The organism is Vibrio sp. FF145, assembly GCF_041439075.1.
GTDB classification, from domain to species: Bacteria; Pseudomonadota; Gammaproteobacteria; order Enterobacterales; family Vibrionaceae; genus Vibrio; species Vibrio tasmaniensis_A.
The window spans coordinates 1-15,742 of sequence record NZ_JBGONH010000063.1 but is presented as its reverse complement, the minus strand read 5'-3'; the positions used below and the strand labels follow the sequence as shown (position 1 = coordinate 15,742).

At 44.7% G+C, this 15,742-nt stretch carries 10 protein-coding genes; 3 read left to right on the top strand and 7 right to left on the bottom strand.

The window, feature by feature from the left end:
• Nucleotides 1–51: 51 nt before the first annotated feature.
• From mukF to mukB, 3 genes are read left to right on the top strand one after another with little or no spacing between them, the layout of a single operon-like run.
• Nucleotides 52–1,389 (top strand): chromosome partition protein MukF, encoded by a 1,338-nt coding sequence (gene mukF / locus ACED42_RS19060; RefSeq protein WP_009846358.1) that lies wholly within the window; start codon nt 52–54, stop codon nt 1,387–1,389.
• Nucleotides 1,370–2,176 (top strand): chromosome partition protein MukE, encoded by an 807-nt coding sequence (gene mukE / locus ACED42_RS19055; RefSeq protein ID WP_371703768.1) that lies wholly within the window; start codon nt 1,370–1,372, stop codon nt 2,174–2,176. Before mukF ends, mukE begins: the two co-directional genes overlap by 20 nt.
• The gene (gene mukB / locus ACED42_RS19050; RefSeq protein ID WP_371703766.1) at nt 2,173–6,627 is read left to right on the top strand and encodes a chromosome partition protein MukB; all 4,455 of its coding nucleotides are present in this window, start codon (nt 2,173–2,175) and stop codon (nt 6,625–6,627) included. The genes mukE and mukB overlap by 4 nt, the downstream gene beginning before the upstream one ends.
• A 329-nt stretch (nt 6,628–6,956) precedes the next feature.
• On the opposite strand, the gene ACED42_RS19045 is transcribed toward mukB, so the two are convergent.
• From ACED42_RS19045 to ACED42_RS19015, 7 genes are all read right to left on the bottom strand, one after another.
• Nucleotides 6,957–8,849, bottom strand: a complete 1,893-nt coding sequence (locus ACED42_RS19045) for a methyl-accepting chemotaxis protein (protein WP_017097716.1) — start codon at nt 8,847–8,849, stop codon at nt 6,957–6,959.
• A gap of 364 nt (nt 8,850–9,213) precedes the next feature.
• Complete coding sequence (locus tag ACED42_RS19040; RefSeq protein ID WP_304569110.1) at nt 9,214–10,173, bottom strand: alpha-L-glutamate ligase-like protein; 960 nt, start codon at nt 10,171–10,173, stop codon at nt 9,214–9,216.
• Between the two features lie 3 nt (nt 10,174–10,176).
• Entirely contained in the window at nt 10,177–11,682 is a 1,506-nt protein-coding gene (locus tag ACED42_RS19035; protein WP_009846363.1) for an inactive transglutaminase family protein, read from the bottom strand.
• Between the two features lie 17 nt (nt 11,683–11,699).
• Nucleotides 11,700–12,440 (bottom strand): ATP-dependent zinc protease, encoded by a 741-nt coding sequence (locus tag ACED42_RS19030; RefSeq protein ID WP_371703763.1) that lies wholly within the window; start codon nt 12,438–12,440, stop codon nt 11,700–11,702.
• Nucleotides 12,441–12,705: 265 nt separating this feature from the next.
• The gene (gene cmoB, locus ACED42_RS19025) at nt 12,706–13,677 is read right to left on the bottom strand and encodes a tRNA 5-methoxyuridine(34)/uridine 5-oxyacetic acid(34) synthase CmoB (protein WP_371703761.1); all 972 of its coding nucleotides are present in this window, start codon (nt 13,675–13,677) and stop codon (nt 12,706–12,708) included.
• A 182-nt stretch (nt 13,678–13,859) separates the two neighbouring features.
• The gene (cmoA, locus tag ACED42_RS19020; protein WP_122046862.1) at nt 13,860–14,588 is read right to left on the bottom strand and encodes a carboxy-S-adenosyl-L-methionine synthase CmoA; all 729 of its coding nucleotides are present in this window, start codon (nt 14,586–14,588) and stop codon (nt 13,860–13,862) included.
• A gap of 139 nt (nt 14,589–14,727) precedes the next feature.
• Nucleotides 14,728–15,633, bottom strand: coding sequence for a DUF72 domain-containing protein (locus ACED42_RS19015; protein ID WP_371703758.1), 906 nt, complete (start codon nt 15,631–15,633; stop codon nt 14,728–14,730).
• Nucleotides 15,634–15,742 lie beyond the last annotated feature (109 nt).

Here is a 15,742-nt window from a genome sequence, read left to right as displayed (position 1 = left end):
GCGTCATATCTAATACGTTCGATATGACGAACAACAGTAACAGGAACCACAATGAGTGAAATGACTCAAACTGCCGAAGAGCAGCCAATTGATGAGTTGGTGGGCTGGGTCAAGCAGCATGATTTTTCATTAAACTTGCCACCAGAGCGCTTAGCATTTTTGATTGCTATCGCCGTATTAAGCAATGAAAGGTTCGATGAAGAGTTGGGCGAGGGTGAACTGCACGATGCATTCACTATTGTCACTCGACTGTTTGAAGATACTGGCGAAGCGTCTGCGTTTCGTGCCAACAACGCTATCAATGAGTTGGTTAAACAGAAGTTGATCAGCCGCTTTACCAGCGAAATCACAGATGGTGCAAGCATTTATCGCTTATCGCCATTGGCGATTGGTATCTCAGATTATTACTTACGTCACCGCCAGTTTTCTAAATTAAAACTGTCTATCCAGCTTTCTATGGTTGCCGATGAGATGGCAAAAGCCATTGAAGCCGCCCAGAAAGGTGGAACTCCGGGACATTGGAGAAGGAATGTGTACGGCGTGCTCAAGTATTCTGTTGGCGAAATTTTTGATCAGATCGATCTCAACCAGCGGGTTATGGATGAACAGCAACAAACCGTCAAGCAGCAAATTGCGGATCTGTTAAATAAAGATTGGCGAGAAGCAATCAACAACTGTGAGTCTTTGCTATCAGAAACCTCAGCCACGCTAAAAGAGTTGCAAGACACCTTGCAAGCGGCGGGTGATGAACTGCAAACCCAGATTCTTGATATTCAAGAAATTGTTTATGGTGACGATGAGCTCGAGTTCGTTGGCGAAACCCTATTTGGTTTGCAAATGAAGCTAGACCGAATCACCAGTTGGGGCCAACAAGCGATTGATTTGTGGATCGGCTACGATCGCCACGTGCATAAATTTATCCGTACCGCGATCGATATGGATAAAAACCGTGCCTTTAGCCAACGCTTGCGTCAGTCAGTCACTGACTACTTTGATGCGCCTTGGTTATTGACCTACGCAGACGCAGAAAAACTCACGGATCTTCGCGATGAAGCACTTGTGCTCCGTGATGACGAAGTGATGGGGCAAGCCCCAATCGACGTAGAATACGAAGAATTTGAGCAAGTGAACGATCTACTTTCAGAACGAATCGCAGATATGTTGAAAGCTCACAAACAGCAAGGTGCGCCAATTGATCTTGGCCTTGTGCTGCGTGATTACCTCGCAGCGCACCCTCGCACACACCATTTTGATTTAGCCAGAATTGTTGTCGACCAAGCCGTTCGCTTAGGTTACTCAGAGTCTGACTATCAGGCTATTCAGCCAGATTGGCAGGCAATCAACGATTTCGGTGCAAAGGTACAAGCAAATGTCATTAACAAGTACTGATGATTACATGCCAGAGAAACTGGTAAAAGCGATAGCGAACCCATTGTTTCCTGCGCTAGATAGCATGTTGCGTTCAGGCAAGCATGTTTCAACAGAAGACCTCGATAACCATGCGTTACTTTCTGATTTTGAAGTTGAGCTTCAGCATTTTTACCAACGCTACAATACGGAACTGGTAAAAGCACCTGAAGGTTTCTTTTACTTGCGTCCGCGTTCTACGTCTTTAATTAGCCGTAGTGTGTTGTCTGAGCTCGACATGCTGGTTGGCAAAGTATTGTGTTTCTTATACCTAAGCCCAGAGCGTTTGGCTCATGAAGGCATCTTCACCAATCAAGAGTTATTTGATGAACTGATGTCGTTAGCGGATGAGAAAAAACTCATGAAGCTAGCAACCAACCGTGCGTCTGGTTCTGACTTAGACAAAGAAAAGCTGTTTGAAAAAGTACGTACTTCTTTACGCCGTTTACGTCGTATCGGCATGCTGATCGTGATTGGTGAAACAGGTAAATTCCGTATCAGCGAAGCGGTGTTCCGTTTTGGTGCGGACGTTCGTGTTGGCGATGATATGAAAGAAGCACAATTACGTCTTATTCGTGATGGCGAAGCTGTTGTCCATACTCAAGAGCCTAACCAAGGTAGCTTGTTGAATGAAGAACAAGCAGAAGCCGTATCAGAAATAGATTTAGACGTAGACGAAAACGGTCAACAAGACATTTTTAACGATCAAGCTGACTTTGACCTTGAGTCAAACGACAGCGAACAAACAAAAGTAGAAGGTGAAGCATGATTGAAAGAGGTAAATATCAATCATTAACCATGGTCAACTGGAACGGCTTCTTCGCGCGTACTTTTGATATTGATGGATTGGTTACAACGCTTTCTGGCGGTAACGGTGCAGGTAAGTCGACCACAATGGCGGCATTCATTACAGCACTTATCCCTGACCAAAGCCTTCTGCATTTCCGTAACACTACGGAAGCGGGTAGCTCACAGTCATCTCGTGATAAAGGTCTCTACGGTAAGCTTCAGCCAGGCGCATGTTATGCCGCGCTAGATGTTGTGAACTCTCGTAATCAACGCCTATTGTTTGCAGTAAAACTGCAGCAAGTTGCGGGTCGTGATAAGAAGGTCGACATCAAACCGTTTGTAATCCAAGGCCTTCCAAGCCATGTGAAGCCAACGGATGTATTGATTCAGAACGTTTCAGACAGCCACGCTCGTGTGTGTCAACTGAACGACGTGAAAGCAGCGGTAGCGCAATATGAAGGGGCGCACTTTAAAGCCTTCTCTTCGATTGTTGATTACCACTCACAGATGTTTGAGTACGGTGTTGTTCCTAAGAAACTGCGTAACAGCAGCGACCGTTCTAAGTTCTACCGTTTGATTGAAGCATCACTTTACGGCGGTATCTCAAGTGCGATTACACGTTCTCTGCGTGATTACCTTCTGCCGCAAAATGGCGGTGTGAAGAAAGCATTCCAAGATATGGAATCAGCACTGCGTGAAAACCGCATGACGCTAGAAGCGATCAAAACGACTCAGTCGGATCGTGACCTGTTCAAGCACTTGATCACTGAATCTACGAACTACGTGGCAGCAGATTACATGCGCCATGCCAACGATCGTCGTAACAAGCTTGATCAAACCATGAAGTTTCGTGGTGAACTGTTTGGTTCTCGCGAGACCTTGCTTGATCAAAACAACTTGTTGAACCGCGTTCAAGAAGAGCTTGAGTTGTTGGTCGATCAAGAATCGGCACTAGAGCAAGACTATCAAGCGGCGTCGGATCATCTTCAATTGGTTCAAACAGCACTTCGTCAGCAAGAGAAAATCGCTCGTTACAGCGAAGATCTGGAAGAGCTTAATGAGCGTCTAGAAGAGCAGATTATGGTGGTTGAAGAAGCTCAAGAGCGAGTACTTCTTGCAGAAGAGCAGGCAACCATTACTGAAGAAGAAGTGGATAGCCTGAAAACTCAGCTTGCTGACTACCAACAAGCGTTGGATGTTCAGCAGACTCGTGCGCTTCAATACCAGCAAGCGGTTCAAGCATTAGAGAAAACTAAGCAGCTACTTGGTGATGAATCTATTACTGCAGAAAGCGCATTAACTTTGGTTTCTGAGCTAAAAGCACAAGAAGAATCAAGCACTCAAACGTTACTGTCGACTAAGCACAAACTAGACATGTCTTCTGCTGCGTCTGCGCAGTTCGACAAAGCACTCGCTCTTGTTAAAAGCATCGTTGGTGACGTTGAGCGTAAAGAAGCGTCTAACAGTGCTAAGCAAGCGTTAGAAAAAGGCCGTAACGCAAAACACGTTGTTGAAAACGAACAACAGTGGCGTGCTCAGCACCGTGACATGGCTCGTGATGTGGCGCAGCAGCGTCAAGCAAAAGAGCTTGCGACTGAATACCAAAAGCAACACAACATCTCACTGACTGACGAAGCGGTTTTCGATGAAGAACGTGAACGCCATGCAATGCAGATCGAGTCTCTTGAGTACGCTCAAGAAGAGCTGCGTGAAGCGAAGAGTGAGCAACGTCGTGTGCAACAAAACCACGACCAAGAGATTCAAAAACTTGAATCTATTGCCCCAGCGTGGATCACGGCGAACGACGCACTTGAAGCCCTAAGAGATCAAACAGAAGCTGAGCTAGAAGATAGCCAAGCAGTAATGACTCAGATGCAGCAAGTGCTTGAAGATGAGAAATCTCAAGCGGTTGCTAAAGATCAATTAGCGACTCGTCGTGCGCAACTTGAACAAGAGATTGAACGCTTAGCTTCTCCGGGTGGCTCTAACGATCCTCGCTTGAAAGGCCTAGCGGATACCCTTGGTGGTGTGCTGCTTTCTGAGATCTATGACGACATTACCATTGGTGATGCACCGTATTTCAGTGCGATGTATGGCCCAGCTCGTCACGCGATTGTTGTGTCTGATCTTGATGGTATTAAAGAGAAGCTGGTGGATCTTGAAGATTGCCCAGACGACCTTTACATCCTTGAAGGCGATGTCGATGCATTTGATGACAGCTCATTCAATGCTGACGAACTAGAAGGCGCGGTATGCGTTCAGCTGAATGATCGCCAAATGCGTTACTCTCGTTTCCCTGAGATCCCACTGTTTGGTCGCGCTGCTCGTGAGCAACGATTAGAGAAATTACGCGAAGAGCGTGATGTTGTTGTGGAAAACCACGCGAAAGCGGCGTTTGATGCACAAAAGCTGAATCGCCTATACCAAGCTTTCAATAGCTTTGTTGCTAAGCACCTACACGTTGCGTTTAACGCTGACCCTGAACAGGCACTAGTGTCTATTCGTGACAAGCGTAACCAGATTGTACGTTCTTTGGCTGAATTAAATTCTAAAGAGCAACAGCAACGTAGTCAGCTACAACAGAGTAAACAAGCGTTGGGTGCGCTAGACAAATTAGCACCAATGGTTCGTATTTTAGAAGACGAAACATTGGCTGAACGCCTCGCTGAATTAGAAGCGCAACTAGAGCGCTTGAGCGAAGCTAAGTCGTACTTGAACAACCATGGCAAAGCACTTGCTTCGTTAGAGCAGATTGTTTCTGCACTAGACGCAGACCCTGAACAGTTCGAGACACTAGAAGCACAATACCAACAAGCCGACCAAGCTCTACAAAGCCTGAAAGGTAAAGTGTTTGCTCTGTCTGACTTGATTGAACGTCGTCACTACTTTGCCTATGCGGATTCTGTTGATCTTCTAAACAAGAGCAGCGAACTGAGCGAACAACTGAAAGCGAAGTTGGTTCAAGCAGAACAAGCACGAGCTAAAGGCCGCGATGGCTTGAAGCAAGCTCGCGAACAGATGAACCAGTACAACCAAGTATTGGCAGCACTGAAGAGCTCGCACCAAGCGAAGCAAGAGACGGTTCAAGAGTTCAAGCAAGAGCTACAAGAGTTCGGTGTTAACGCTGATGAAGGTGCTGAAGAGCGCGCGGTTCGTCGTCGTGACGAGCTTCAAGAGCGTTTGCATACTTCTCGTAGCCGTAAGAGTGAATACGAACGCACGATTACCTCAACTGAACTTGAGATGAAAGCGCTGGCTAAGCGTCTTAAGAAAGTTCAGAAAGAGTACACCGAGCTTCGTACCTTCGTTGTTGCAGCAAAAGCCGGCTGGTGTTCAGTACTTCGCTTAGCTCGTGAAAATGATGTTGAACGTCGTCTCCATAAGCGTGAACTGGCTTATTTAACGGCGGGCGAACTTCGCTCTATGTCGGATAAATCACTGGGTGCGCTACGTCTGGCTGTAGCCGACAATGACGACCTGCGTGATTCGCTGCGTCTCTCTGAAGACAACGCACATCCAGAGCGTAAGGTTCTGTTTTACATTGCGGTTTACCAACACCTTCGAGAGCGCATTCGTCAAGACATCATTCATACCGATGATCCGGTTGAAGCAATCGAAGAGATGGAAGTAGAGCTAGCTCGACTAACAGAAGAACTGACGCAGCGTGAAAACCGCTTAGCGATCAGCTCTGAGTCGGTAGCAAGTATCATAAAGAAAACGATTCAGCGCGAGCAGAACCGTATTCGTATGCTCAACCAAGGTCTGTCGAATATCTATTTTGGTCAGGTTAAGGGCGTGCGTCTGAACGTTAAGATCCGTGAAAGCCACGAGATTTTGCTATCAGGCTTAGCGACTCAACAAGAGCAACACAAAGACTTGTTTGAATCAACGCGCTTTACCTTCTCAGAAGCAATGGCGAAGTTGTTCCAACGTGTCAATCCGCATATCGATATGGGTCAACGTTCTCCACAAGTTCTTGGTGAAGAGTTACTGGATTACCGTAACTATCTAGAGTTAAGTGTTGAAGTTAACCGTGGTTCAGACGGTTGGTTACAAGCGGAATCGGGTGCATTGTCTACGGGTGAGGCGATCGGTACGGGTCAGTCAATCCTATTGATGGTTATTCAGAGCTGGGAAGAAGAGTCACGTCGACTTCGTAGTAAAGACATCGTTCCATGTCGTTTGTTGTTCCTTGATGAAGCCGCTCGTCTGGATTCTAAGTCGATCTCTACGCTGTTTGAACTGTGTGACCGTTTAGGTATGCAACTCCTGATTGCTGCGCCAGAGAACATTAGCCCAGAGAAAGGTACAACCTACAAACTGGTTCGTAAGGTTTTCAAAGATCACGAACACGTACACGTTGTTGGTCTGCGTGGTTTTGCTCAAAATAAACCGGTATCTCCTGTTCAAGAGCTTATCGAACTACCTTAGAAGCGTAATCTATCTACCGTAAATTAATGGCCTCGAAGTATACACTTCGGGGCTTTTTTTGTTTGGCAGCTTCACGGGTCTCGTATTCTTTTGGTGAGGGTGAGGGTGAGGGTGAGGGTGAGGGTGAGGGTGAGGGTGAGGGTGGTATTCCTGAGCTATTTATAATGACTGACTGTGATTGGCATGACTCAGCCTGAACTTATTACCATATAAAAAACCGCCTTCTCAGAAGAGAAGGCGGTTTTAATTACGTTATCTTTTTTTAAGCCGAAGATTTTGATACTTAGGCTTTAACGTATAGGTTGTCGGTACGTTTAGCTTATCTAAGATTAGATCTTAAACATCTTTATCGTTTGATGCAGTTCGTCCGAAACATTATTAACATTTTGCGCTGTTTGAACATTTTGCTGGACGTCATCGACAGTCGCTCGCGCCAAATCATTTACATTCACTACATTTTCGTTGATTTCAACGGCTACTTGCGATTGTTCTTCCGCTGCCGCTGCAATCTGGTTGTTCATGTCTTGAATTGTCCCAATCTCATGCTGAATAGTATTCAGCATTTGACTCGCTTGATCTGACTTTTCACGAGTTACTTTAGCTGTTTCTGCATTTTCAACCATAAGCTCAACAGATTGTTTTGCTTGAGTTTGAAGTGATGAAATCATGGTTTGTATTTCGTTCGTGCTTTCTTGTGTCTTGTTAGCGAGGTTACGCACCTCGTCAGCCACGACGGCGAAGCCGCGACCTTGCTCACCCGCTCGAGCTGCTTCAATTGCTGCGTTTAGTGCCAGCAAGTTTGTTTGCTCAGCAATACCTCGGATAACATCAAGTATGCTACCTACATTTTGAGTTTCTTTTTCTACACCAAGAATCGAATCTTGAACCTGCTCAATATTCGTTACAAGTAAGCTGATTTGCTGGTTCATGTCACCCACAGTCTCAAGACCTGACTGAGATGAAAGGCTTGCCTCATTGGATGATGATGATGCCTGCATCGCATTTTGAGCCACTTCCGCAACAGTCGCGGTCATCTGATTCATCGCGGTTGCAACTTGCTCTAGCTGCATCATTTGTTCTTCTGATGAGGTGCTTAACTGATTTGAAGAGGTCTCAAGAGATGAAGATTGTGATGAGAGAGAGTTTGAAGACTGCTCAATATTGCCAATAATGCCTTGGAGGTTACCTGCCATTTCAAGAGTTGAACGATAGATCCCTGTTTCGTCACCATTTAATTTAGGGATATTGGTCAGGTCTCCTGCCGAGATTCGACTCACAAGAGCTTCGATGTATTGTGGCTCTCCGCCAATAGGACGATACATTAATCGGGTGACTAATAAGAATGTTATTCCGGTTGCCATAACCGCGAAAATTAGACCAACTACAGTATTTATTTTCACCATCGCATTTGAAGGCGCTTCAATGTCGTCCCAACTTGCCCAAGCCCAGGTATTCCAACCTAATGACTCAATTTGAGACGAAACGACATAAAAGTCGCCTTTATCTGGAACATTGTAAGAGTGCTCACTGGTCATCTTACTACCGTGTTCACGGTATGATGGTCGAAGATCGTAGATATTTTTACCAATAAAATCTTCATAGCTAGCGGCAACAAGGAAACCATCTTGGCGAGAGACAAATAAGTTTGGCTCTTCAGATAGCTCGTTTATATAGTCTGTAATATCACTCATTTTAAGACTAAGGCCAATCACTGCTTTCGTTTCGCCCCTGGCTTTAAATGGAATAACAACTGACATAGTTAAATGCCCTGTTGTTGCTAGGTAAGGGTTAGTTACTGATCGTTTTGCACCTGAAAACCCAAGGTTGAACCATTCGCGTTGTTTTTGCTTAGCATTAAAGTTAGGAATGATACCTTGATTTTTAACGTCGTAAGTTTTGCCATCAGGAAGACCGATGTAAATATTAAGAACACCAAGAGATTCTTTACTGTTCGTCATCATTTTCAACAGCATCGGGTTGATCATGATGTTACCGGATCTATCAGTATGGATACTGGTTGAAATGCTTTCCAAAGCGCCGAAATACGCTTCCATTTTCCCTTCTACAGCTTTGGCTACAAGAAACGATTTCGTAGACAAGTTATGACGGTAGTCATCCGTGGTTGCAGACTTAAATTCGAAATATCCTATCGTAGATATAACTAAAATCGTTAAACAGATTAGGCCGCTAATTGTTAGCATAATCTTATTTTTGACGGTCATCAGAGCATTTCCTTAACAGTTGTTGCTTATTTTATTGACTAAATTATCCGTATGCTAACATAGGGTTACAATTTATTTGTTGGTCGTTTTGTAAGGGAAAGTCGTTACAAATAAGCTGTGTGAATACTTATGCGTGGGATTTACAGTGAATAGAGTATCTACACAAATTTGATGGGTTTTAATTGATTTTGATGGTGCGTATTTTTCTACTTCCTAGGTGGAATTAGCACAAATAAGTACCTTTTAATCTATTTTTGGCGTGAATATTTTGCTGAAGTAAGCGTATAGAAAGGATTGGGATGTAAGGGGAGATAACCCCAAACACCCCAAATTTTGGCCTAAAATTTGAGTGACAAAATTTTGACTAGTTGTGACCGAACTGTTTTGCAGCGTAAGCAACACGCTCCGCAGGTTTTGGATATTCAGCAGGCGTGCCAAGGTTTTCGATATGATGCAGTCTAGGAAGTAGCCCCGCGCCGTTCGCGATTTGGATAGCTAAACCAGGGCGTGCATTAAGTTCTAGTACCATTGGGCCTTCTTCTTGGTCTAATACCATGTCAGTACCCATATAGCCTAAGCCTGTCATTTCCCATGCACTCGACGCTAGAGTTAGCAGCTTTTCCCAGTGAGGAACTTGTAATAACGCGAGTTCTTTACCTGTATCTGGATGGTGTGTAACTGGTTGGTCGAACTGAACCGCTCGAACCGCTTTACCTGTCGCAATGTCTATACCCACACCAACAGCACCTTGGTGTAAGTTAGCTTTACCATCTGAATCTGAAGTAGACAGACGCATCATCGCCATAACAGGGTAGCCTTTGAATACGATGATTCGTACGTCTGGCACACCCTCGTAGCTGAAGCCCTCAAAACACTCGTCAAACTTGATAAGGTTTTCAACCACGGCTACATCGTTCTTGCCACCCAGAGAGAAAAGACCCGCGAGCGCGTTACTGATATGACGCTCCACGTCTTCTTCATTGATAGTAGAACCTGATGGTTTGGTGTAAACCCCATCTTTATGAGAGATCACAACAAGGATGCCTTTACCACCACTGCCTTGAGCGGGCTTGATTACAAAACCCGGCCACTCTTTAACCATCTTGTGGATTGTTTTTACTTCAGCTTGATGACCAATAACGCCAATAAGCTTTGGCACGGTGGCACCAGCCTGTTCAGCAATGATTTTAGTCTTAAGCTTGTCATCAACGAGTGGGTACTTGGAACGATCATTGTAGCGGCCAATATAACTATGGTTACGCTTGTTCATTCCCATTATGCCTTTGTCTTTCAACTTAAACGGTGAAGTAAATTGATCAAACATAACTTAGTCCTCCGCTAGCGGTTTAAAGCGACGAAGCTCGGTTAGACGGTAGCCTGTGTAGTTACCTAGTAACAAGATGGTCGCTAGAATAACAAGCTGTAAACCAATAAAGTTAAACGTTAAGTGCTGAATGAACGGGTTAGTCATGCCTAAGTAAACAAGCACCGCGGTAAATAGAGAGCCGCCACCTTGAAGTACAACTTCTTTCGCGCCTTCTTCTTCCCAAAGGATAGACATACGTTCGATAGTCCAAGACAAGATAATCATTGGGAAGAACGTAATTGATAGGCCTTCTGTAAGTCCGATTTTAAATGCGACTACAGTAAATATCGAAATAATCATAATTACTGTAATAATTACAGCGGATATCCTGGCCACGAGCAATAGGTTGAGTTTGGATAAGTAACTTCGAATTACAAGACCGGTACCGACAATCAGTAGGAAGCCAACAATACCGGTAACCAACTGTGTTTGAACGAATGCCACGGCAATCAGAACGGGCATGAACGTACCAGAAGTCTTAAGACCTATGATGACACGTAGGAACACAACAATCAGAGCACCGATAGGAATCAGCATGATGGTTTTAAACATCGCTTGCTCTTCTAGCGGCAGACTATGAATGGAAAGGTTTAACAGTTGATCCGCTGATACTTTACTGTTGGTTGCTTCAGTTGGAGTAACTTCCTGAGCAATCATAGAGAAGTGAACTTTACTGTTCTGACCGCCAACCACGTCTAATAGAGATACATTTGATTCATCCCAAATTAGCAGGTTTGGTTGAACTTGCTGCTCGCTAGATTCAGGAGAGAATAGAACCCACTGGTTATTATCCCAAATTTGGTTCATGTGTTGGATTGATTGGCGACGACGTCCGTCTTCCAGTTCAATAACACCGACGACTTTGTTGTGGATTTTAGCGGCAGAAAGTAGCTTGTGTGTCGCTTCCACTTTGGTCATATTATTCAGAATCAGCGCTGAGTTTTGGCTGTCTGGATCGTTAAGCGTTTTGATTAACTCACGAGTAAAGGTGATGTTGTCTGCTGAGCGCTTGGTTGCTCTGTCAATCAAAGCAAGGGCCGCGGCTTCTTCAGGGCCATCAAAGCTTGGTTGAGCCACATCACCTTCTGGAGGTGTTGAGGTAACGTTCGCTTGGCTATCGACTAAGAACTGTGTCTTGTAGTAGATAGTCTGCGGACCATCGGCGTGACGAATTGACCACTCAGCACGGCGACCTGAATCTGTATTCAAGTATGAAATGCCGTAGCCTGGTGATGAAGCTGACTCGCCGATAAGTGTAAAGTTAGACTGTGTGTGAGGTGCGGCTAGTGAAACTTTTGCTTCTTTGCCCACTGCATTGAATTCGATACGAGCTTCAATGTCCCAAACCTGATTAGTTTCGCCTGGAGTCCAGGGTACACCGTAGGTTGTATGTCTGAACATACTCAGAGTTATACCTGCCACGATGAGCAGGAATATAGAAATATAAAATGGAATTCTTGACGTCATAGCTTACCCTACTATTGTTATTTAACTTCCGTTTGTACGTACTTTTTACTTACATCTACTAGCGCTATGTCTTTGATAAATTCGCGCCCTAGTAATACAGGGTGACTCATTTGAGAGCGATCCGCCAATGTAAATTGCGCTTTTTCATGGATTTTTCCGACTTTTACCCATAATTCGATCACAGCTCGACGTTCTGTCTGATCATTGGTTGACTGACGGATTTTCACATAACGTACAACGGGCGCTTCGATCCATTTTTGGTCTTCTTTTGCTTGTGCTTTATCTGCCAAATGGAACTTAACCCAATCTTTACCGTTGCGTTCGAATTCTTTGATATCGACAGCATTTAAAGAAGAGGTGGTTGCGCCAGTATCAACACGAGCATCGAAGCTTTGTTTGATAGAGTCGATCGATACTTTTTCAATACCGCCTAGAATAGTCGGCTGTGATGTAGGAGCGGTAGGTGCAGCTGCAACGGCAACAGGCTCGGCTTCTTTTAGCTCTTCAATGACCCTGTGTTCCATACTGGTCAGGTGAACATCTAATTGACTAGAAAGAGTGGTAATTTCGTCTTCCAAGCTTTCAATATAATCACTTTGATTACTTAGCTGCAGTTCAAGATTTTGAACCTTGTTTGCGATGTTTGTCTCTAAGCGGGAAATAGCGTCGAGAGTTTCTTGATGGTAGGTAGCGCCGCTCGTGAGGGTGCAACCAGAGAGCAAACCAACCGCCACGATAGGCGATAATCGCTTAAACATATAAAAACCTTTGGAAATTAGAGAATAGTTCAGACTATTTAGAAGTTTATCCCACAAAAAAGGATGCGTGAAGCATCCTATTGTAAGAGTCTGGTCATATTGAATCGCAATGTGAGCGCTACGAAAATTATTGTCACTTAAGGGCGCTCACTTATTAAACATGAGCGCAACTTTTGTACAATTAGTTCTCTTTTTTATCAAAATTCCCACATATAAATAACGATGGCTGTATGACGACAGAGCTTATGGTTTTGTGTAACAGAGCTTAAGGTTTTGTCGCTACTAGAATCGCACGCCTTGGTGCAGGGTGACCTTCTACGGTTTTACTTGGATCATTAGGATCTAAGTAATCCGGTAAAGAGTTGTGTGTCATCCACTCTGTTGTGCGTTGTTCGCTAATCGTTGTGACATTTTCATCAACGATACGCACGTCTTCAAAGCCTACCTGTTCAAGCCAGCGTTTCAGTGCGCGTGCAGATGGGAAGAAGTACACGTTTCTCATTTGCGCGTAGCGATCCACAGGCACAAGAACAGTGTTTTCGTCACCTTCAATCACTAACGTTTCAAGTACCAGTTCGCCACCAGATACCAATTGGTCTTTTAGTTGAATCAAATGATCAAGTGGTGAACGGCGGTGGTAAAGCACGCCCATGCTGAATACAGTGTCGTAAGCTTCCAGTTTTGGCAGTTGCTCAATACCTAGAGGTAATAGGTGAGCACGTTGGTCGTCGCCCATCAATTTACGAATGGCTTCAAACTGAACCAAGAATAAGTGAGAAGGGTCGATACCCACCGTCAAGCGAGCGCCTTCACCTAGCATGCGCCACATGTGGTAGCCGTTGCCACAACCTACATCGAGAACCGAACGGTTTTTCAATGGAGAGATATGTGGAAGCACACGATCCCATTTCCAGTCACTGCGCCATTCTGTATCGATATGAATGTCGTGAACTGTGTAAGGGCCTTTTCTCCAAGGGTGGAAAGTCTTCAGTAAGCTTTCTAACTTTTTAAGTTCACCCGTGTGGAACGGTGTAGAGCTGCCAATCGTCACTGAGTTTTTCAGATCAACTTGGTCAGGCACACCTTGCGGGATTTTATTCAGTGCACGCAACCAACGGTCGAAGTCGCCGTGTTCTGCATTTTGCCAATCCGTCAGCTGTTGAGGAAGAACATTAAGCCACGGCTGAAGGCGAGTGTCTTGGGCAATGAGTTGATAAAAATTGGCAAAATTAAACATAGTTTTTCACTGAGTTAATAGGGTCAATAAACCCTAAAATAGAAATTAAATTTGTCATTCCCTACAGTGAGGGACGAACATGATAGGGAGTCTCGGTTTATCGTACTTGATAGAGATCCCCAACTCGCTCGTTCCTCGCTCTTGAGGATGACGTTTTAGTACTAGCTGACTGGGTATGTGCGCTATTTAATCGCGAACATTGAACCGAAGTTGAAGCATTGGAACCACACTTCGCTACTTGAGAAGCCAATCTTTTCAAAACGTTGCTTGTGAACTGTAATCGAGTCAGGACGCATCACGTTTTCAATTGCGCTACGTTTCTGGCTGACTTCTAGCTCGCTGTATCCGTTAGCACGTTTGAAATCATGGTGCAGGTCGATAAGCAGTTCATTTGAGCTTTCGTCTTCGAATACGTACTTTTCAGAAAGGATTAAGATTCCGCCCGGGCGTAAGCCTGCATGAATTTTTTCAAGCAGAGAGTATCGGTCGTCAGGAGACAGAAATTGCAGTGTAAAGTTAAGCACCACAACAGAGGCGTCTTTGATTTCCACTTCACGGATGTCGGCTTCAATCACTTCTACCGGTGTGTCACTGCGGTAGGCGTTTACATGCAGCTTACAGCGTTCAACCATGGCTTCTGAATTATCGATAGCGAAAATCGTGCAGCCTTCTTGCTGAATGTGACGACGCATAGAAAGTGTCGCAGCACCAAGCGAGCAGCCAAGGTCGTAAATATTTGAATGTGGCTTTACAAAGCGTTCAGCTAGCATGCCGATTGCAGAGATGATATTGCTATAGCCAGGCACCGAGCGTTGAATCATATCCGGAAATACTTCAGCAACCCTTGCATCAAAGGTGAAGTCTCCAATTTTATCAATAGGAGCGGAAAAGATATTGTCTGTGTTGCTCATGGCATTTTCTCTCGACAGTCAGCGTAATTGGCACAAAATTCATACCAAATAAAAGGGGACGTATTTTACGTAAAAAAAGCGCGGCTGTCACGAAAACTGAGATTGATGAAAGTGAACGCTTGTTAGTAGTTGTTTACTATCAAAACATCGAGATTTGATGGTCGCCTTTTTGAGCAGGAAACTCTGCCAAATTAGGCAAGGTTATCTTTGTGTGTTCAGCAACTTGCGTCTGTAATTGCTTATAGATAGCAATCGCCAACTCAGGGGCGTGATTATTGTCTGGGGTGTGGATCATTAAATAAGGTTGTTTTCCTTCGTCTAACCAAGTCGGTAATTTCGCGAACCAAGGTTTAAAGAAAGCCAGATTGGGTTCCTGATCTGGATGACCAATAAAGCGAACCATCGGATTGTTTGCCGTCGCAATGGCATGAACCGGAACACGTGGTTTCTTTTGATGCGCGTCGATCACCGCTTCTGTGGTTGGTGGTGCGGAGAAAACAGGACGGCTATCCATAATGATGCGATTGATCCCTTCTTCTATTAACCAATGATTGAAACGTTTTTCGGCATCGCCTTTATCAAAGAAACCAAGGTGACGAACTTCAACGCCGAGCTGCATGTCTTTTGGAAACAAGGTACAAAATTTTTGCAGGGCAGGAAGCATGCTGGGTTCGAAGCTATGGGGCAATTGAATCGTCCACTGACCAATGCGCCTATGTAGGGGCGACATGGTGAGCAGAAATTCTTTGAGTTCGGCTTGGCAATGTTTTAAGTGCTGCTGGTGGGTGATGAACTTAGGCAGCTTAAAAGTAAACTTGAAATCATCGTGACTCGCGGCTTTCCAGTTATTGACCGTTGAGACACTGGGTGTCGCATAGAAAGTCGTGTTGCCTTCAACGGTATGAAAAACTTGGGTGTATTTTTCTAAGCGCTCAGCGGGTTTTGTTCCTTTGCCATAAAACTGACTTTGCCACTCAGAATGAGACCACATTGTTAACCCAAGTCTTAGAGGTAAAGTTTCTGTTGTTATTACACGAGCATCCATCTATTACACCGTTATTTATCACGCCATCAGTCATTACAAAAAAGTTTTTGGGTTGAAATTAGGGCGTGTTGATCTTTCGAGCTGGTTTTTGCAGCGAGTTGCTGGGTAT

Coding starts and splice junctions, on each gene's coding strand:
- mukF (WP_009846358.1), top strand. CDS start 52: ATGAGTGAAATGACTCAAACTGCCGAAGAGCAGCCAATTGATGAGTTG.
- mukE (WP_371703768.1), top strand. CDS start 1,370: ATGTCATTAACAAGTACTGATGATTACATGCCAGAGAAACTGGTAAAA.
- mukB (WP_371703766.1), top strand. CDS start 2,173: ATGATTGAAAGAGGTAAATATCAATCATTAACCATGGTCAACTGGAAC.
- ACED42_RS19045 (WP_017097716.1), bottom strand. CDS start 8,849: ATGACCGTCAAAAATAAGATTATGCTAACAATTAGCGGCCTAATCTGT.
- ACED42_RS19040 (WP_304569110.1), bottom strand. CDS start 10,173: ATGTTTGATCAATTTACTTCACCGTTTAAGTTGAAAGACAAAGGCATA.
- ACED42_RS19035 (WP_009846363.1), bottom strand. CDS start 11,682: ATGACGTCAAGAATTCCATTTTATATTTCTATATTCCTGCTCATCGTG.
- ACED42_RS19030 (WP_371703763.1), bottom strand. CDS start 12,440: ATGTTTAAGCGATTATCGCCTATCGTGGCGGTTGGTTTGCTCTCTGGT.
- cmoB (WP_371703761.1), bottom strand. CDS start 13,677: ATGTTTAATTTTGCCAATTTTTATCAACTCATTGCCCAAGACACTCGC.
- cmoA (WP_122046862.1), bottom strand. CDS start 14,588: ATGAGCAACACAGACAATATCTTTTCCGCTCCTATTGATAAAATTGGA.
- ACED42_RS19015 (WP_371703758.1), bottom strand. CDS start 15,633: ATGGATGCTCGTGTAATAACAACAGAAACTTTACCTCTAAGACTTGGG.